Source organism: Rhodococcus sp. Q1, from assembly GCF_004153645.1.
Taxonomy (GTDB): Bacteria; Actinomycetota; Actinomycetes; order Mycobacteriales; family Mycobacteriaceae; genus Rhodococcus; species Rhodococcus gordoniae.
Genome location: NZ_SDMJ01000007.1, coordinates 62,284 through 80,222, shown reverse-complemented (window position 1 = coordinate 80,222; position 17,939 = coordinate 62,284). Strand labels below are relative to the sequence as shown.

Annotated in this window: 18 protein-coding genes; 10 read left to right on the top strand and 8 right to left on the bottom strand. The window is 66.2% G+C overall.

Annotation, left to right across the window (positions count from 1 at the left end; genetic code table 11):
* Positions 1 to 12: 12 nt before the first annotated feature.
* From EQ874_RS18990 to EQ874_RS18975, 4 genes are all read right to left on the bottom strand, one after another.
* Entirely contained in the window at positions 13 to 1,212 is a 1,200-nt protein-coding gene (locus tag EQ874_RS18990; RefSeq protein ID WP_242496813.1) for a serine hydrolase domain-containing protein, read from the bottom strand.
* 109 nt (positions 1,213 to 1,321) lie between these two features.
* Positions 1,322 to 2,314, bottom strand: a complete 993-nt coding sequence (locus EQ874_RS18985; RefSeq protein ID WP_165369280.1) for an AraC family transcriptional regulator — start codon at positions 2,312 to 2,314, stop codon at positions 1,322 to 1,324.
* A 35-nt stretch (positions 2,315 to 2,349) separates the two neighbouring features.
* Positions 2,350 to 3,657, bottom strand: coding sequence for a class I SAM-dependent methyltransferase (locus tag EQ874_RS18980; protein ID WP_129977748.1), 1,308 nt, complete (start codon positions 3,655 to 3,657; stop codon positions 2,350 to 2,352).
* Positions 3,654 to 5,114: an FAD-binding oxidoreductase gene (locus EQ874_RS18975; RefSeq protein ID WP_129977747.1), complete on the bottom strand. Its 1,461-nt coding sequence runs from the start codon at positions 5,112 to 5,114 to the stop codon at positions 3,654 to 3,656. The genes EQ874_RS18980 and EQ874_RS18975 overlap by 4 nt, the downstream gene beginning before the upstream one ends.
* 137 nt (positions 5,115 to 5,251) lie before the next feature.
* Between EQ874_RS18975 and EQ874_RS18970 the strand changes: the two genes are divergently transcribed.
* The 5 genes from EQ874_RS18970 to EQ874_RS18950 all read left to right on the top strand — a co-directional run bounded on the left by EQ874_RS18970 (position 5,252) and on the right by EQ874_RS18950 (position 8,900).
* Positions 5,252 to 5,686, top strand: a complete 435-nt coding sequence (locus EQ874_RS18970; RefSeq protein WP_016931827.1) for an SRPBCC family protein — start codon at positions 5,252 to 5,254, stop codon at positions 5,684 to 5,686.
* Between the two features lie 102 nt (positions 5,687 to 5,788).
* Entirely contained in the window at positions 5,789 to 6,112 is a 324-nt protein-coding gene (locus EQ874_RS18965) for a YbaB/EbfC family nucleoid-associated protein (RefSeq protein ID WP_016931828.1), read from the top strand.
* Between the two features lie 9 nt (positions 6,113 to 6,121).
* A complete protein-coding gene (recR, locus tag EQ874_RS18960) occupies positions 6,122 to 6,730 on the top strand; it encodes a recombination mediator RecR (protein ID WP_016693177.1) in 609 nt (202 codons plus the stop codon).
* Entirely contained in the window at positions 6,727 to 7,329 is a 603-nt protein-coding gene (locus EQ874_RS18955; RefSeq protein ID WP_064062838.1) for a TetR family transcriptional regulator, read from the top strand. The genes recR and EQ874_RS18955 overlap by 4 nt, the downstream gene beginning before the upstream one ends.
* 95 nt (positions 7,330 to 7,424) lie before the next feature.
* The gene (locus EQ874_RS18950) at positions 7,425 to 8,900 is read left to right on the top strand and encodes an MFS transporter (protein WP_242496811.1); all 1,476 of its coding nucleotides are present in this window, start codon (positions 7,425 to 7,427) and stop codon (positions 8,898 to 8,900) included.
* Positions 8,901 to 9,021: 121 nt separating this feature from the next.
* Here EQ874_RS18950 and EQ874_RS18945 read toward each other — a convergent pair whose 3' ends face one another.
* A complete protein-coding gene (locus tag EQ874_RS18945; protein WP_129977746.1) occupies positions 9,022 to 9,987 on the bottom strand; it encodes an oxygenase MpaB family protein in 966 nt (321 codons plus the stop codon).
* 4 nt (positions 9,988 to 9,991) lie between these two features.
* Entirely contained in the window at positions 9,992 to 11,527 is a 1,536-nt protein-coding gene (locus EQ874_RS18940; protein ID WP_207213586.1) for an aldehyde dehydrogenase family protein, read from the bottom strand.
* Positions 11,528 to 11,657: 130 nt separating this feature from the next.
* Between EQ874_RS18940 and EQ874_RS18935 the strand changes: the two genes are divergently transcribed.
* Positions 11,658 to 12,407 carry a GntR family transcriptional regulator gene (locus EQ874_RS18935; protein WP_064062835.1) on the top strand — a complete coding sequence of 250 codons (750 nt, stop codon included), beginning with the start codon at positions 11,658 to 11,660 and terminating at the stop codon, positions 12,405 to 12,407.
* Between the two features lie 79 nt (positions 12,408 to 12,486).
* Positions 12,487 to 13,488: an oxygenase MpaB family protein gene (locus tag EQ874_RS18930; protein ID WP_242496810.1), complete on the top strand. Its 1,002-nt coding sequence runs from the start codon at positions 12,487 to 12,489 to the stop codon at positions 13,486 to 13,488.
* Here the strand turns inward: EQ874_RS18930 and EQ874_RS18925 are convergent.
* Complete coding sequence (locus tag EQ874_RS18925) at positions 13,394 to 14,569, bottom strand: hypothetical protein (RefSeq protein WP_129977745.1); 1,176 nt, start codon at positions 14,567 to 14,569, stop codon at positions 13,394 to 13,396. The two genes, EQ874_RS18930 and EQ874_RS18925, sit on opposite strands and share 95 nt — an antisense overlap.
* A complete protein-coding gene (locus EQ874_RS18920) occupies positions 14,569 to 15,504 on the bottom strand; it encodes a metal-dependent hydrolase (protein WP_064062833.1) in 936 nt (311 codons plus the stop codon). The genes EQ874_RS18925 and EQ874_RS18920 overlap by 1 nt, the downstream gene beginning before the upstream one ends.
* A gap of 222 nt (positions 15,505 to 15,726) precedes the next feature.
* On the opposite strand from EQ874_RS18920, the gene EQ874_RS18915 reads away from it, so the two are divergent.
* From EQ874_RS18915 to EQ874_RS18905, 3 genes are all read left to right on the top strand, one after another.
* Positions 15,727 to 16,398: a TetR/AcrR family transcriptional regulator gene (locus tag EQ874_RS18915; RefSeq protein ID WP_064062832.1), complete on the top strand. Its 672-nt coding sequence runs from the start codon at positions 15,727 to 15,729 to the stop codon at positions 16,396 to 16,398.
* Entirely contained in the window at positions 16,395 to 16,862 is a 468-nt protein-coding gene (locus EQ874_RS18910; protein ID WP_129977744.1) for a rhodanese-like domain-containing protein, read from the top strand. The genes EQ874_RS18915 and EQ874_RS18910 overlap by 4 nt, the downstream gene beginning before the upstream one ends.
* A 222-nt stretch (positions 16,863 to 17,084) precedes the next feature.
* A complete protein-coding gene (locus tag EQ874_RS18905) occupies positions 17,085 to 17,927 on the top strand; it encodes an alpha/beta fold hydrolase (protein ID WP_064062898.1) in 843 nt (280 codons plus the stop codon).
* Positions 17,928 to 17,939: the final 12 nt, after the last annotated feature.

The following is a 17,939-nucleotide window of genomic DNA, read 5'->3' as shown; positions in this document are numbered from 1 at the left end:
GGGAGCCCTTTCTCAGTGCAGTGCGCGGTAGACGCGCGATTCGAACTCCAGGAATCCACCGACGGAGGCGCGGTCGGCGAACGGGAGCACCTGTGCCGCCCAGATTCCGGCAACATCGGCACGACGGTCGATCCAGTAGTACAGATTTGCCAGTCCCGCCCAGCTCAGGGACCCTGCGCTGCGGCCGGTGGGCGCTTGTTCCTCGTTGACCATGAAGGAGTACGACCACGTCTTCCGCTGGCCCGGAAAGAACTCCGCGTCATTCGAGAGCTCGGGCTCGACTCCTGGGAGCATCGTCACCTGAAGGTCGCCGAGACCGCTGATCGCAGCTTTCGCCACAGTCTCCGGCTGCAACACTCGACCGTACTCACCCTCACCGTCGTTCAACCACATCTGTAGGAATCGGGTGTAATCACCGATGGTCGAGTACAGGCCGTGACCGCCCATATCCACTTCGGGCTCCTGCGGCAGCACCAGACCGGTCGGCACGAGCGTCCCGTCCTCCCTGCGTTGGTGGATCTCTGCTCGTCGTTCCTGCATCGAGGGGGTCATGGTGAATGCGGTGTCACTCATCCCCAGTGGACGGAAGACACGTTCCGTCATGACGTCGCCGAGTCGCTTCCCGCGAACGGCTTCGACCACGAGCCCCGCCCAGTCGATGTTGGATCCGTAGTTCCACCGGGTACCGGGCTCGAACAGCAGAGGCGTCTGCAGCGCCGCACGAGTTGCTGTGATCACGCTCGGGTGGACGCCCGCGACCGAGAGACGGTGATAGGTGTCGTCGAAGAACGAGTACCCGAGTCCGGCAGTATGCAGCAACAGCATTCGGGTGGTGATCGGCGTGCGGGGAGCGCGCAGCGTCAGGACCCCGGACTCGTCGAAACCCTCTGCGACGGAGAGATCCGCGATGTCCGGCACGTATTCCGATGCCGGAGCATCGAGGTCGATCAGTCCTTCTTCGACGCACTGGAGCACGACTGTTCCGGTGATCGCCTTGGTGGTGGAGAACAGTGCGAGTACCGAATCCGTGGTCATCGGAGTGGCATCGCTCAACGAGCGGACGCCGGACGCCCCCTCGTACACGGACCCGGTCGAGCGCGTGACCGCGGCTGCAACGCCGGGAACCAGAGCCGGTCCGTCGGGAAAAGCGGTGACGTGGTCCAGAGCGTCGTCGAGACTCGTTGTCAAAGCAGAGAGATCCAGTGTGTGCATATCCGTCCTTCCGGTGTGATGCGTGACACGCATGGAAGGTAGGACATGTGATCGGCTCTGTACGTCTGTGATCGGTAGGGGATATCTGCAATCGGCAAGAATGACGCGTCTAGCCTGTGCGCGCTCGACGCAAGGTCTCCGACGGGTTCTCTCCGAACCGGCGCCGATAGGCCGCGGCGAAGACACCCATGTTGACGTACCCCCATTCGTGGGCCGCGGACGACACCGAAGGAGACCCCGCGCTCAAAGAGCGACGAACGCCGCGCAGTCGCTGCTCGACCAGATACGCCCGCGGGGAGGTCCCCACATATTTCTTGAACGCACCGTTGAGGGCACGGACACTGACGCCCACTGCTGATGCCGTCTCGGTGACGGTGGGCAGATCCTTCGCATGCTCGTCGATGTACTGCACAGCAAGCCGCACATATCCAGGAGCGGCAACCGGCGCGGGCCCGGTGAGGTCGATGCCCGCCGAGCGAGCCCACTCGTCGAGCAGGTGAGCGGCGAGCATCTCCTGGAGATTGTGGCCTATTCTTCCGGCGGCAACAGCGTCCGGGGCGGTCGAAGCCGTCCTTGTGGCGTAGTCGAGCAGGGCGAGCCACGCACTGTCCGGCCCTCCGACCGCACACTGGTGACTCCACAGTCGTTCGTCGGGAACGTAGCCCCACCACTGCAGGGCGAGATCGGACAGGAAGCGGTGCGGAATCGTCAGGTTGAGCTGGAGATGGTCGGGATCTGCGTCGAGCCGATAGTCCACCCGACTGCAGTCGGCGACGAACGTCTGGCCCGCACCCAATTCGGTCTCGTCGTATGTTCCTGTCGCATGACGTGTCCTGCCTCGAATCGTGGTCAACACCAGGATGTTTCCTGCGTCGGAATCGAAGTTCCGAAGATCGACTTCTACGCCGTAGCGGAACCGCGTCATGGTGATGTCGTGGATCGGTACCGAGAACATCGACGATGCGGGGACGGCTGTGCGGTCCGTCGGCCGTACATCGAACCGCATGTACTTGTCGTCCGTCCAGGCACGAATGGCATCCCAATCCGATTCCCGAGCCGACCGACGGCGGCTCGGGAGCGGTCTCGGGTCCAGATCCGGCAACACGCGTCCAAGATATGCGATGAAACCGGGTGAGGTCAGGCGACCCACCAGGGCCGTAGCGGCGTCTGCGGCTTCTTGTCGTCGCCCAGCTTGACCGCCAGCACCTGGTGCAGCTGCACCACATTGCGTTCGAAGCCGAGACGGGAGCCGGCCATGTACAGGCCCCACAGACGGGCCGTGCCCTCACCGACCTCGGCGACGCACGCCTCCCAGTGCTTCTCGAGGTACTCGCACCAGCCCTTCAGCGTCAGGGCGTAATGCTCGCGCAGATTCTCCTCGTGCATCACCTCGAAGCCGATGTTCTGCGCCTCGGTGATGATGCGCCCCGAGCCGGTGAGTTCCCCGTCGGGGAAGACGTACCGGTCGATGAAACCGCCCGCCTTGACCCGGCTGTTGTTGGTCGGCCGGGTGATGCAGTGGTTGAGCAGCAGACCACCGGCACGCAGCTTGTCGTGGAGGAACCGGAAATACGCCGGATAGTTGGCGACGCCGATGTGCTCGGTCAGGCCGATCGACGAGATGGCGTCGAACCCGCCCTCGGTCACGTCGCGGTAGTCGGAGTGCCGGACCTCGGCCAGGTCGCTCAGACCTTCCTCGACGATGGCCTTCTGCGCCCACTCGGCCTGCTCCCCGGAGAGCGTCACGCCGAGGGCCTTCACGCCGCGCCGAGCTGCATACCGCACCATTCCGCCCCAGCCGCAACCGATGTCGAGCAGACGGTCGCCCGGCTTCAATCGCAGCTTCTCGAAGACCAGACGGTACTTGTTCTCCTGGGCGTCCTCGAGGCTCTGATTCCGGGATTCGAAGACGGCGCAGGTGTACGTCATCGACGGTCCGAGCACGTACTCGTAGAACTCGTTGGACACGTCGTAGTGGTGGTGGATGACCTCGGCGTCGCGCGACTTCGAGTGCCGCAGACCCTCGGCGATCCGGCGCCAGCGCGGCAGGTGTTCCTGCGGCGGCGGCGCGATCGGCTTGAGCAGTTCGGTGCCGAGCGACCGGGCGATCTGCGCGAGGACGCGGGCCGGAGGACGCTCGAAGTGCAGGTCGCCGAGCGAAGCGAGCAACTCGTAGGGGTTGCCGGGATGCACGCCCTGCGCCTCGAGATCACCCGAGATGTAGGCCCGGGCCATGCCCAGATCGCCGGGAGCCGTGGCGATGTACGTCGCGCCCTTGGGCGATGCGAGGTGCAGGCCGTAGGGGGAGTTCGCCGGGCCCGCTGCGGAGCCGTCGTAGGCCGTGAAGCGCAGCGGCATGTCGCCGCCGGTCACGATCTCGACGATCTGGGCGAGGGCGAGCTTGTCCTCGGTGGATCGATCGTTCTCGGCCTTGAAAATGGTCACTTTCGTTGCACCGCCTTCGAGAAGAGGTCCAGTAGACGGGACCGAGGGTCGTATTTCTGTTTGAGGGTGGGGTATTCGCCACCGCCGTAATAGAGTTTCTCGAACTCGTCCTTCGAGTAGTAGGAATCCGAGTAGAGCGATTTGTGCCCGTCGAGTTCGGCGACCTTCTTCTCGATCAACCGGTTGGCGGCGCCTTCCTCGGCGCCGGGCACGATGGGAACGGACGACCAGAACCCGACGTTCACATAGGCGCGCTTCGGCTCGAGCGGGTACAGCGGCCACGGCCGCTGGGCGTCCGAGGCGCTCGGCCGCCGGCCCTCCGGGGACGACTCGGTGTCGCGCAATTTCAAGGGGCACAACCAGATCGGTTCGATGGGAATCTCGTCGAGGAACCATTCGACGAACTCCCGGGTGCGCTCGAGCGGAACCTCGATGTCCTGGACGACACGCTCGCGGGGCGGATTGCCCTTGCGTGCCTCGATCCGGTCGGCCACCGAGTACTTGTGATCGAGGGCGATGAGCTTCCAGTAGAAGCTGCTGCGCAGCAACCGCTTCGGCCACAGTCGACGGATCTTCGGATTCTGGGCGCCGAACGCGCGTGAGCACCAGAACCAGTCGGTGTCCCACCGCCACAGATAGTCGCGGATCGTGAGTCGATCCTCCTTGGGGCGGTTGACGGAGACGTGCTGGATCGACCGGTAGTAGATGTCCTGCCCGGTGTAATCGCTGACGGGTCCCGGCTCGTCGGTTTGCGTGCCGAGCGTCAGGTAGCTCTCGGCTGCCGAGAAGACGACCCCGTCGAGATAGTCGACCGATGTGCCGTCCCAGGTGCGCTCGTCGACGATCCGTGCGAGGACGGACTGTAGGTCGGCGATCGTGTCGAACCGCAGGTGCCGCAGCGCGACGTACCGCTTCACCGGTTCGAGTTCGATGCGCAGGCGCGTCGCGTACCCGAGGGAACCGTAGGAGTTGGGGAAGCCGTGGAACAGATCGGCGGTCTCGCCCTCGGGGCGGGCGGTGACGATCTCGCCGGACCCGGTGAGGATGTCCATCTCGAGTACCGACTCGTGGGGGAGACCGTTCCGGAAGGACGTCGACTCGATGCCGAGTCCGGTGACGGCGCCGCCGAGCGTGATGGTCTTCAATTGCGGGACGACCAGCGGAGCGAGACCGTAGGGCAGGGTCGCGTCGACGAGATCCTCGTAGGTGCACATCCCGGCGACGTCGGCGGTGCGGGCCTGCGGATCGACGGAGACGACCCCGCCGAGACCGGAGACGTCGAGTCCGGGCGCGTTCACCGCGGCGCGCGCTCGGAAGAGGTTCGACGTCTTCTTGGCGAGTCGCACGGGCGCGTCGGCCGGAATCGCGCGGTACGAACGCAGCAGGCGGTCGACACCGTGCCGGTGTACCGCCTCTCCGTACGGGACCTTCACACCTGACGATCTCGGCATCTGCATTCGACTCCTCGGAGCGGCGCATCGGTAGCACGTCCACAATAGACCCGGCGGTCGCATCCGTCCCGAAAGGCGGAAGGCAGGATGGATGCAGTCGTCACAGGCACATTCGAGCACGCACGAAGAAGAAGGAGTCGTTCATGGCACAGGTCAGCGCAAGCAGTTCGATCCAGGTGGCGGCCGCCCCCGAGGCGGTACTCACCGCACTCGCCGATTACGAGACGGTCCGTCCGCGCATCCTCACCGAGCACTACCGCGACTACCGCGTGATCTCCGGCGGTCGCGGCGACGGCACGGTCGTGCACTGGATCCTCCAGGCCACGGAGAAGCGTCAGCGCGACGTGCAGGCCACCGTGTCGGTCAAGGGCAGTACCGTCACGGAGACCGACGCGAACTCCACGCTCGTGACGACCTACAGCGTCGTGCCGAACGGGACGGGTTCGACGGTCGTCGTGCTCACGCAGTGGAAGGGTGCCGGAGGCGTCAAGGGCTTCTTCGAGAAGACCTTCGCGCCGCTCGGCCTGCGGAAGATCCAGCAGCAGGTGCTCGAGAACCTGAAGAAGGAAGTCGACTGACCTCGGTTTCGTCGATCTCGGCGTCCGTGCCGACCGCGATGCGCCGGGACTAGGCTGGCGTACACACTTCAGAAAGGACGTGCCGTGCAACCCGGTGGTGGAATGCCCGACATGCAGCAACTCCTCGCTCAGGCCCAGCAGATGCAGCAGCAGCTCGTCGCTGCGCAGAACGAGATGGCGCAGGCGGAGGTCACCGGCCAGGCCGGCGGTGGTCTCGTCACGGCGACGGTGAAGGGCACGGGCGAGGTCGTGTCCGTGAAGATCGATCCGAAGGTCGTCGATCCCGACGACGTCGAGACCCTGCAGGATCTCGTGGTCGGTGCGATCGCCGATGCCTCGGCGAAGGCCCAGGACATCGCGGCCGAGAAGCTCGGTCCGCTCGCGGGTGGGCTCGGCGGCGGAATCCCCGGCCTGCCCGGCTTCTAGAGGTCGGCGTTGTACGAAGGACCGGTACAGGACCTCATCGACGAGCTGGGCAAACTTCCGGGCGTCGGTCCGAAGAGTGCCCAGCGCATCGCGTTCCACCTGCTTTCGGTCGAGCCGCCCGAGATCGACCGCCTGCAGGCGGCGCTCCAGCGGATCCGCGACGGTGTCCAGTTCTGCGAGGTCTGCGGCACCGTCTCGGACCAGCAGCGTTGCCGCATCTGCTCCGATCCTCGCCGCGACCGCACGGTGATCTGCGTGGTCGAGGAACCCAAGGACGTGCAGGCGATCGAACGCACCCGTGAATTCCGGGGGCGCTATCACGTCCTCGGTGGTGCACTCGACCCGCTCAACGGCGTCGGCCCCGACCAGCTGCACATCCGCGAACTGCTCACCCGGATCGGCAATCAGGAGGACGGCGTCGACGTCTCCGAGGTGATCATCGCGACCGACCCCAACACGGAGGGTGAGGCGACGGCCACCTATCTGGTGCGGATGCTGCGTGACTTCCCGGGGCTGAGCGTCACACGCCTCGCGTCGGGTCTGCCGATGGGTGGCGACCTCGAGTTCGCCGACGAGCTGACGCTGGGACGAGCGCTGTCGGGGAGGCGGGCGATGTGACCGTGCGCGGCACGGAGGCATCGCGTCGGGGAGAGCCCGAGAAGCGCCGCCGGACTTCCGACGAGACCAGGCAGTTGATCATCGATGCCGCGGGGAAGGCGTTCGCGACGCGCCCCTATCGCGACATCACGCTCAAGGACATCGCGGAGGACGCGGGGGTCAGCGCACCGCTGATCATCAAGTACTTCGGCTCGAAGGAGCAACTGTACGAGGAACTCGTCGACTTCCAGTACGGCGCGCAGGTGCTGTTCGACGGCCCGCTCGAGAGCCTGGGGGAGAGGATGGTCGCGATGCTCGCCCGCCCGCTCGAGCCCTACAAGCCGTTGTCGATGAACATCCTCTTCATGAGCGGGGGCAGCAGCGAGGAAAGCAACCGCATGCTCCGCGACAACTACTCCACGCAGATGATCGATGCCCTCGCCGCGCGGCTTCCGGGCCAGGACGCCCGCCTCCGGGCCGAGCTGGCGATGTCGGCGGTGATGGGTTTGGCGATCATGCGGCGCCGCATGATGCAGGAACGCGCGACCGGCACGGTCGAGGAGGTGGTGGCGCTGTACGCGCCGCTGGTGCAGCGACTGCTCGACGGAGACGGTTCTTAGCGGCTGAAATGATTTTGGTCACCTCCCTTGAGGGTAAATAGCCGTTCACCTAATGTGGTGAATGGCTATTTACCTATTCGGTGAGGAGGGACGTCATGTCGATTTCGCTCCCTCTGCGCCTGCACGTACCGGGCAGGGCCACCTCCGCCCTGAGGCGCCCGGCCTCGGGAGCTGCGGAGAAGCGACGCGACCTGGGGCACTTCGTCTTCCCGGTCCTCGCGGTGGGAGCCGTCTTCCAGGCCATCATGCAGACCGTCATGGTGCCCCTCCTGCCGAGCATGCCGGGCTTCACCGGCGCCGGACCCACCGCGGTGTCGTGGCTGGTGACGAGCACACTGCTGGTCGGTGCGGTGATGACGCCCATCTTCGGGCGCCTCGCCGACATGATCGGCAAGAAGCGCATGCTGCTCGTCGCGTTCTCGCTCATGACCCTCGGCTCACTGATCTGCGCGCTGACCTCGGACATCGGACTGCTCATCCTCGCCCGCGGCCTGCAGGGTGCCGGCGCAGCCGTACTGCCCATCGGCATGGCGATCCTCCGGGAAGTCATGCCCCGCGATCGGGTGGAGCGCTCCATCGCGATCCTCAGCTCCACCCTCGGCATCGGCACCGCGGTCGGCATCCCGTTCGCGGCCGCCATCGTCCAGTTCGCCGACTGGCACCTGCTCTTCTGGATCACCGCCGCCATCGGGGCCGGTGTGGCCCTCGCGGCGTGGATCGTCATCCCGGAGTCGAGCAGCCGCACCGGAGGCCGTTTCGACGCAGTGGGCGCCGCCGGCCTGTCCGCCGCCCTCGTGTGCCTGCTCGTGCCCATCACCCAAGGCAGCACATGGGGCTGGACGAGTCCTGCCGTGCTGCTCTCGTTCGCCGCGGCGGTACTGCTGTTCGTGCTGTGGGGCGCGCAGCAGTTACGCAACCGCAACCCGCTCGTCGACCTCCGCGTCTCGGCCCGCCGCTCCGTCCTCGCGCCGCACCTGTCGGCGCTGCTCGTCGGGTTCGCCTTCTACGGCAACACCCTCATCACCACCCAGCTGCTGCAGGCGTCGTCCGCGCACGGAGCCGGATACGACCTGACCATCCTCCAGGCGGCGGCATGCCAGCTCGCCGCAAGCTTCGCGATGATGATCTTCGCGATCGTGGCCTCCCGGATCACCGAGCGTTTCGGGCCCAAGATCACGATCATGACGGGAGCGGTCTTCCTGCTCGCCGGCTACAGCGTCCACGCGGTGCCCGGAAAACCGCTGTGGGTCGTGGTGGCCGCGATCTTCGTCGCGGCCATCGGCACATCGCTCGTGTACTGCACGCTTCCGGTGCTCCTGCTCGGTGCGGTGCCCCTGTCGCAGAACGCGGCGGCGAACGGCGTCAACGTCCTGCTCCGCACCGTGGGCAGCACCGTGTGCAGCGCGGTGGTCGCGTCGGTGCTCGCGGCCCACACCGTCGGCGGTGGGCTCGGCATCGGCACCGCGGGCTTCGTGATCGCTTATCTCGTGTGCGCCGGCTGCGCCGTGGTGGTCTTCGTCTCGGGTTTCGCGCTCCCCTCGAAGCAGTCCCTGCGTTCCGTCACGACTTGAGTCGCTCCGGCTTCCTCCGCGACGGTTACGGCCCCGTACCCCGGTCGCGAAACCGGAATGCGGGGCCGACCCTCCTGTCCCCAGGTCTCGGTATCCGACCGGATCGAGTGTTCGACCGGATTCAGTGCTCGACGCCGAGGTCGCTCGGGCGGTAGCCGAGGGGGTAGCCCGGATACGTCCGGTTCGCGGCATTGCCTGCCGACAGCGACACACGTCGCTTCGGCAGTCGCCGTACGAATGCCGACCGTGCCCGCAGTGCGCCCTCGGCGATCTCCGTCAGCTGTGGCGAGCTCTGGGGGAAACCGAAAGCCGACGCCATGCGGTCGTCGATCAGCGCGAAGACGACCTTCTCGATGCCCTTGTTCAGCACCTTCGGGTACCACGACTGGAACAGGCGCAGCGTGTACGTGCCGATGGCGTGATTGTCGTCGCTGTAGGTGAACTTCTCGCGTTCGTACTCGAGCTTGAACCGGTGGAACTCCTGGAACGACTCCGGGATGTCCTTGATGCCCATCCGGATGCCCACCTGGCGGTAGAAGTAGAACGACGCCAGCCGCTCCTTCGGATGGAGACGACGCCACCCGTAACGGTCGATCCAGTCGAGCGGGTCGTACACGAAGGTCGACAGCACGTACAACATGTCGTCGTTGTCGATCGAGTACTTGCCGTGCATCCGGTTGATGTTGCGCAGCGACTCGCGTCCCCGCTCGGCGTCGTAACCGTGCTCGACCAGCTCGGCCATGAGCAGCGCCGTGTCGTCGTACCGCTTCTGCGGCCGTTTCTCGAACTCGCCGGTGCGGGCGAGCAGCTCCGAGATGCTCGGCACGCAGTACGTGCGGAACAGGGCGAACTCCAGCGACCGCTGGTAGTCCCACGGGAACTCGTAGCCGGCGGTGATCCGCACGATGTCCTGGTGGTGGGTGACCGGATCGAGTCCGTCGATCACCTCGACCCAGCCCCTCCGTCCACGTTTGGGGCGCGGATCCCTGTTCGGAGGCGGGAACGTACCGGCCTTCTCGACGCGTGCCTCGGGATGTGCGACGACGGCGGCCTTCCGGCTTCGAGTGCGCGGGGGAGTGGTCGTCATCGGCTCACCTTCCGTGCATGTACTCGAGCATGATCTTCGCGATCTTCAGGTGGCGCTCCGGGCGTTCGAGGCTCATGAGCTCGAGCGGCGAGCCGAACCTCGCCACCGTGACGGACTTGGGACGGCTGAACTCACGCAGGCCGTCGGCGCCGTGGATGCGGCCGAAGCCGGACTCGCCGATGCCGCCGAAGGGCAGCGACGCGATGGCGGCGAAACCGAGAACCGAGTTGACCGACACCATGCCGTTGCGCAGGCGCTCGGCGAGCCGGCGGCCCTTCTTCTTGTCGCGCGTGAAGATCGACGCTCCGAGACCGTAGTTCGTGCCGTTGGCGCGTTCGACGGCCTCGTCGAGATCGCGGACCCTGTTGACGACGACCGTCGGACCGAAGGTTTCCTCGCGTACCGCGGCCGAGGTCTCGGGCACGTCGGTGAGGATGACGGGTTCGACGATGCGCTCCTGCACCGACTCGAGTCCGCCGAGGACGGCCTTGCCGCCGGACGACAGAGCGTCCCGGATGTGGCTGCGGACGATGTCGACCTGGCGGGGAAGCGTCATGGGGCCGTAGGTCGAGTTCTCGTCGCCGCCCGGCTTCGCGCGTTCGACGGTGGCAGTGAGCTTGTCGAGGAACTCGCGGTAGACGGGCTCTTCGACGTAGATGCGCTCGACACCCGCACAGGTCTGGCCGGCATTGCCGAAGGCACCGAACGCCGCGAACTCGACGGCCTCGTCGATGTTCGCATCGGCTGCGACGATCATCGCGTCCTTGCCGCCGCACTCGGCGACGAGCGGGGTGAGCGATTCGGCGCACACCGCCATGACCTTGCGGGCGGTGGGGCCGGAACCGGTGAACGCGACCTTGTCGACACCCGAACGCACGAGCGCCGAACCCGTCTCACCGAGACCGGTGATCACCTGGAAGACGGGCTGAGTGGGAGCGATCGAGTTCCACTTGTCCTCGAGCCACTTCGCGACGCCGGGGGTGAGCTCGCTCGGCTTGAACACGACGGCGTTACCGGCGGCCAGCGAGTAGGCGATCGAACCCATGGGCGTGTACACCGGGTAGTTCCACGGACCGATCACGCCGATGACACCGAGCGGCTTGTACTCGAGGGTCGCGGCCTGATTGAAGGCGGCGAGCCCCGAGGGCACCTTGCGCGGCTTCAGAACCTTCTTCGCGTTCCTGGCCGCCCAGTCGAGGTGCTCGACCGCGAGCATCACTTCGAGGAAGGCATCGCCGAAGGGCTTGCCGGTCTCCTTCGACACCGTCGATGCGAGCGAGGATGCATCGGATGCGACGGCCTTCTTGAACTCGAGGAGCCAGTCGCGACGGCCGCGGAAGTCCTGCGCCTCCCACCAGCGGGCGGCGACACGGGCGCGTTCGACGGCCGCACCCACGGCGGCTTCGTCGGCGATCGGGTACTCGGCGATCACCTCGCCGTTCCGGGGATCGAGGCTCGCGAAGGTGTCGGTGCTCGCCGTCGTGGATGCCGAGTCCGAGGTGGCCACGGCCCTCTTCGGATCGGTGAGGTTCTGGGTCATATTCGACACTTCCTGGTGGACCACATCACATATATTTGATGTGATAACTGTAGTGGACATCACACTAAGCGTTCGCGGGCCGATTGGACAACCCCCGTGCGCAGTTGTCCGGATTGCTACAGGAGACACGATGGCGGCACCGACACGCAGCCCCGGGATCGAGACGGATCACGCTGCGGCATCCCGACGTTCGGAGGGGCGCGTGCGGCGCCGTCCGCAACTTTCCGACGAGGTGGCCGGCCACCTCCGCGGATCGATCATGTCGGGCGTCCTGCGCCCGGGCGACTTCATCCGGCTCGACGAGACCGCCGTCGAACTGGGCGTCAGCGTCACTCCCGTGCGGGAGGCGTTGCTGACGCTGCGAGGTGAGGGGATGGTCGAGTCCGCCCCGAATCGCGGATACCGGGTCTCGCCGCTCACCCGCGGCGACATCGACGACATCTTCTGGCTGCAGGGGCAGATCGCCGTCGAGCTCGCCCTCCGCGCGGTCGACCGCGCCACGCCGGCCGATCTCGAACGTCTGACCGAGCTGAACGAGCGCCTGCGCATGCTCGTCGTCCTTCCGGACGGGGTGACACCCGACATCGAACGGATCGCCGACGCGGAGTTCGACTTCCATCGGGAACTCAACCGCATCGCCGACAGCCCGAAGCTCGCGTGGTTCCTCAACGCCGCTGCTCGCACGATTCCGTACCGCCTCTACGCACGTGACGCCGAGTGGGGGAGGCTCGCCGTCCGATCGCACATCACGTTGATCGAGGCGCTCACCGCGCAGGACCACAGCGAGGTGATCACGCAGACGCTCGTGCAGTTCGAGGATGCGGCCGCGCGTCTGGTCGCGCACCGCGAGCGAGCAGGGGTCGATTCGCCTTCCGGATAGGCATCCGCCCATCCGGGTACGGATGGGCGCAATCGTATGACGGTGCCGCACTGGTACTTTCACCATCAGGAGACCTCCGATGACGACCCACGCCGACGAGCGCGTCCCCGCCGGGAAATCCGTGACGGCCCCTGCGCCGCTCCAGGCCGCCACCGTCGATCTGGCCGACTTCGTCGGTGAGTCGATGCTCCTGCTCGGGGCCGGCGCGACGGTCCTCCTGCAGTTGGCATCGCGCGGAGTCGGGCACGGCGTCGCCGACCACAGCAGCACCCTGCAGCGGCCTCTCGACCGGCTGCGCACCACGATGACCTACGTCTACGCGGTCACCCTCGGGACTCCCGAGGAGAAGAAGCAGATCGTGCGGATGGTCAACAAGGCGCACGTCCCGGTGCGTTCGGAGACCTACAACGCCTTCGATCCCGAACTCCAGTTGTGGGTTGCCGCAACGCTGTACCGCAACGGCATCGATATGTACCAGCGGATGTTCGGCCCTCTCGCCGAGGCCGACATCGAACGCATCTACCGCCAGTCCGCGGTCTACGGCACTGCCCTGCAGGTCGAGGACGACATGTGGCCGAAGACGCGGAAGGAGTTCGACAAGTACTGGGACGAGATGATCGCGACCTTCGAGGTCGACGCGGAGGTGCGTTCGTTCACCCGCAATCTGCTCACCGGTGGTGACGCCCCGCTTCCCGTCCGCGCGCTCATGCCGCTGCAGCGCTTCATGACGATCGGGCTGCTCCCGCAACGTATGCGTGACGAGTTCGCACTGCCGTGGAGTCCGCGCGACCAGCGTCGGTTCGATCTGTTCTGGAAGGTGGTCCCGCCCATCTATCGTGCGGTGCCCGAGCCGATCCGTCAGCTCTCGGCCACCTGTTACCTGCACGACATGCGCCGCCGGATGAAGGCGCACGGACAGGTCATCCGACAGGCTCCCACAGCGCATCGAGTTCGCGAGGACCGATACGGTGCGGATGCCGGGTGGCTCAGGTCTCGGGCGGGCGGGTGCCGCCGGGTGCGGCAGCGAGCGTCTTCGATGCGGTCCCGTTCGTGCCCGCATCGGCCTTCCGCGGAATGGTGAAGGTCGCAGCGACACAAGCGATTGCGACGACGAAGCACGCCGCGGTGTACCACAGGCTGCCGATCGGGTCACCCGCCTCGGTGACCCCGTCGACGGCCGAGAACCAGTCGGGCAGCGCGCCGATCCACAGCACGGCCATCACGGCGAGATACGCGACGGCGTACCAGCGGACGAGGTCGTTCGAACAGGGGCGATCGGCGGGTGTGCTCCGTAGCCGGGACCATTGGCGCGAGAGCACGTAGATCGCCACGATCGACAGGATCACGAGTTCGGCGGCGTAGATCGCCGCCCGCACCGTCGTGCTGCCCATGCCGATCACGGTCGCCGGCGCCGGGAGGATCACGACGCCCACGGACGCGACAAGTCCGACAGTGATCGTGCGCCAGGTCAGTTCGAGTCCACCGAAGGTGCGACCGGCGTCGATGTGCCGGCCGACGAAGAACTGCGCGCAGAACGCGAGGGACATCGGCCACAGGGCGGCGAAGACCACCACACTGGGAAGCGGCACCGAGTCGAAGAAGGGCTGGTTGATCGGATTGTCGAGCGACCACTCCCACCACCGCAGCTGCGGACCGAGATGGTCGAAGATCTCGTAGAAGGCGTGGTGGACGAAACCTGCACAAACCGCCCCGACGAGGGTGCCGTACTGCCGGAACACCCCGAGCATGCGGACGATCTCGAACGCGATCGTCGCCATCATCGGATAGATGGCGATGATGTAGAGCGGCAGGCGCCCCCACAGGAACTCGACGGTGAACACGTTGTGCGCGAACATCGTATCGAGGTACTCCTCGACGCCGAATACGTCGGGGAAGTACAGCAGTGGTTCGATGATGAACAGGAACGCGAGCGTGCCGAGCCAGACGACGAGGTTCGTGGCGTCACCGGTGCGCCGCAGCCGGACGATCGCGTACACCAGCATCAGCACGGCGCCGAGCACGATGGTCGCCTCGAGGACGGGCAGCGTCCAGTTCTCCGACGCGAACGGACTGCGCAGTTCGAAGATCCCACCCGCTTCGTCGCACGAGAATCCGAGGCGGGCCGAAAGGTCCTCGAAGGTGGGCGAGCACAGGTCGGACATCAATCGTTCCTTCCGCCGGCGGTGTCCGCCGTGTACCAGTGCGAGACGTCGTAACCTTCGTCGAATCGCCGGAACCACACGTCGGCGAGGGCCGGCAGCTTCTCGTGGTCGGGATTGTGTTTGGGCATCTGGCTGCGGATGATGCCCATCAGCGAGACGAGTTGTTCGCCGAGCGGCAGGACGTCGAACGCGCGCGGCATGGGGCCGTGATCGTCGTACTGCAGGAACGGCAACCTCCGTCGCAGGTTCTGCTTACGGCGGTACGAGGCGAACATCGACATCGCGTCGATCTTCCGTTCCTGCAGGGGCACGTGCTTGTTGAAACCCTCGCACGCGATGGCGATGACGTCGAGCACGTGCTTGAACACCGACGGTGCCTGCCGCATGCGGTACAGATCGCTGCCGACCACCGCGTCGAAGATGACGAGCGCCGAGCTGCGGTGCTCGATCTCCTCGACGAAATGCCAGATGAACAACGAGGCGACCCGGTCGTCGCCGGGGCGGAAGAGCGCTGCGTCGTTGTCGAGCATGAGCTTGAAGACGGGCGTGAAGGTCGCCTCGAGGTCGGCGGTGTACGCGAGCCGGTATTCGGCGGAGGTCTCGGCGGTGAGCGTGTCGAAGGCACCGATGACGTCGTCGAGGGTCTCCTGCAGGCCGGGATAACTCTTGATCAGGCCCTTCACGTGCTGCCGGTGAGCGGTCGAATGCTGGCCCTCCTGGTACATGAAGGCGTCGGCCTCTTCGCGGACGCCGGGGTCGGTGATGCGCGGAGTGATCTCGCGGATCATGTTCACGATCATCTTCTCGAAGCCGATCGCGAGGAACGAGACGGCGTTGGCCATGCTCGAGAAAGCGGGATTCTCCTCGTTCCACAGGAACGGCACGTCGTAATCCGCGAATGCGAAACGCATCTTGCGGACCTGCAGGTTCGTCATGGGGCGGTACCTCGTCTCGTCGACACCGGACTGGTGGGGGACACCGTTGGGAAGGATCCCGGAAGAGCCGGGAGACCCCGGTCGGCGTGAACATACACGACTGGCGCAATCTGTATGATAGGTGTCCCATTCGCTCGAGGGGGAGCGTTTCGGACCACCTCCGCAGAGGACGAGCGTGTTACCGTCGGGCCTTCTCCAGGCGACGGTTCGAGGAAGCGCGAAGTGGCACGCAGACGTGGGTGGGGTGGGAGTCCTCCCGCCGACGACGACGAGGCGTCGCAGCGGATCGTCGCTGCTGCCGTCGACCTGATCGACCGGACCGGCGCGGAGATCAGCATCGCCGACGTGGCCCAGTCCCTCGGGGTGATCCGCCAGACGGTCTACCGCTACTTCCCGAGCGCCGACGCGCTGATGCGCGCGGCCGCCATCGCTTCGGTCGAAGGATTTCTGGACCGACTCACCCGGCAGGTCGCGGGACTCGACGATCCGGTCGAGGCCATGACCGAGGGTGTGGTCTACACACTCGCGGAGGTGCGTCGCACCCCGCATCTCGGCATCCTGTTGTCGAGCACCTATTCGAACCCGCACCCCGAGGCGCTGGCCTCGGAGGAGGCGTGGATGTTCGGCATGGCGATGATCACGCGATTCGATGTGGACTGGAAGAGCTACGGCTACGACGACGACTCCCTCGCCGAACTGGTCGAGTACGTGCTGCGCACCATGCAGTCGTTCTTCGTCTCGCCGGGAACCCCGCCGCGCTCCGACGACGACCTGCGTCGCTATCTGCGCCGCTGGATGGGAACGGCGATCCTCGCCCAGCGGGAGTGGGGACCGAAGGATCCGACGCCGGGGGCCGCGAGGAGCGACCACTCTCCCGTAGAGTCCGGTTCGTGACGAACGAGGAGCAGATCAGGCGCGCCGATCGTACGCGCGACGGCGACCCGCAGAACGTTCCCCGTCCGGCGGACGGTGAAGCCGACCGCATGGTGGTGGAGACGACCTGGGGCGAGGTGCAGCCACTGCAGGTGGCGACGGGCGTGACGACCGTGGGGGAGCTCGAGGTGATCGAGTTGCTCGGCCGGGGTGCCGTACTCGTCGACACGCGTGTGCCCGATTCCCGAAGCGGGGTGACTCTCCCCGGCGCCGTGAACATGCCGCACGACGACATCGTCGCGCGGAAGGGAGAGCTCGATACCGCCCGGACGACGATCGTCTTCTGCAACGGTCCCCAGTGTCCTCAGTCGCCCGATGCGATCCGGAAGCTGATCGAGGCGGGATATCCCGCGTCCGCGCTCGCCTACTACCGCGGGGGCCTGCACGATTGGGCGACGCTGGGATACCCCCTCGCTCCGGTCTGACCGGCAGCACGAAAAAGCTTGCATTCGAGCTGTGACGTAGCTAACATCGAAGGTGCGAATCGAGCTTATGAGACGTCCGCGGACGACAGAGAGAAGCTCGTGAAGCAGAGATCCGGCCCGGAGAACGCGTCAAGCGAATCACCGGGCCGAACCCCTGTCCGGGGGTAGATTCGCAGACACATGTCGGTCGGTGCCGATCGCCACGACTGCAAGGGGGCCCGGATGGAGGAGCGCATCACCACCGTCGAGAGGGACGGACTCCGGTTCGACATCCGCGACGACGGACCGCTCGACGGGGAACCCATCGTTCTCCTCCACGGATTCCCGCAGGACTCCCGCTCCTGGGACGCGGTCGCGCCTCACCTGCATGCCGCGGGATATCGCACCTTCGCACCCGACCAGCGTGGCTACTCGCCCGGCGCGCGACCACCCCGGCGTCGCGACTACCTGCTCGAACTGCTCGTCGACGACGTCGTGGCGCTCGTCGAAGCGGTGCCGGGCGGTCGTGCGCACGTCGTCGGGCACGACTGGGGAGCCGCCGTCGCCTGGGTGCTCGCCGCGCACCGCCCCGAACTCGTCCGCACCGTGACGGCGGTGTCCGTTCCGCATCCGGCAGCCTTCCTGCGCTCGTTCGTCACCGGTCCGCAGCTGCTCCGCTCGTGGTACATGCTGGTCTTCCAGCTGCCCTGGATCCCCGAGATCCTGTTGGGCAAGGAAACGGTCGCGCGCCGGATGCTGAGCGGTACCGGCCAGCCGTCCGCCGCGACCGACCGCGATGTCGCGCGTCTGAAGGACCGGGCTGCGGTGCGGGCCGGCGTGAACTGGTATCGGGCTGTGCCACTGTCGAATCCGAAATGGTCTTTCGCGAAGGTCACCGTGCCCACGCTCATGGTATGGAGCGACAAGGACTCGGCGATCGGACCCGGCGGGGTCGAGGCGACGGCCCGCTACGTGACCGGACCGTATCGACGGGAAACCCTTGTCGGCACGAGTCACTGGATCCCGGACGAGGAACCGGAGAAACTCGCACGGCTGGTCCTCGAACACGTCGCCGCGCACGGCTGAGCGCTCAGGAGC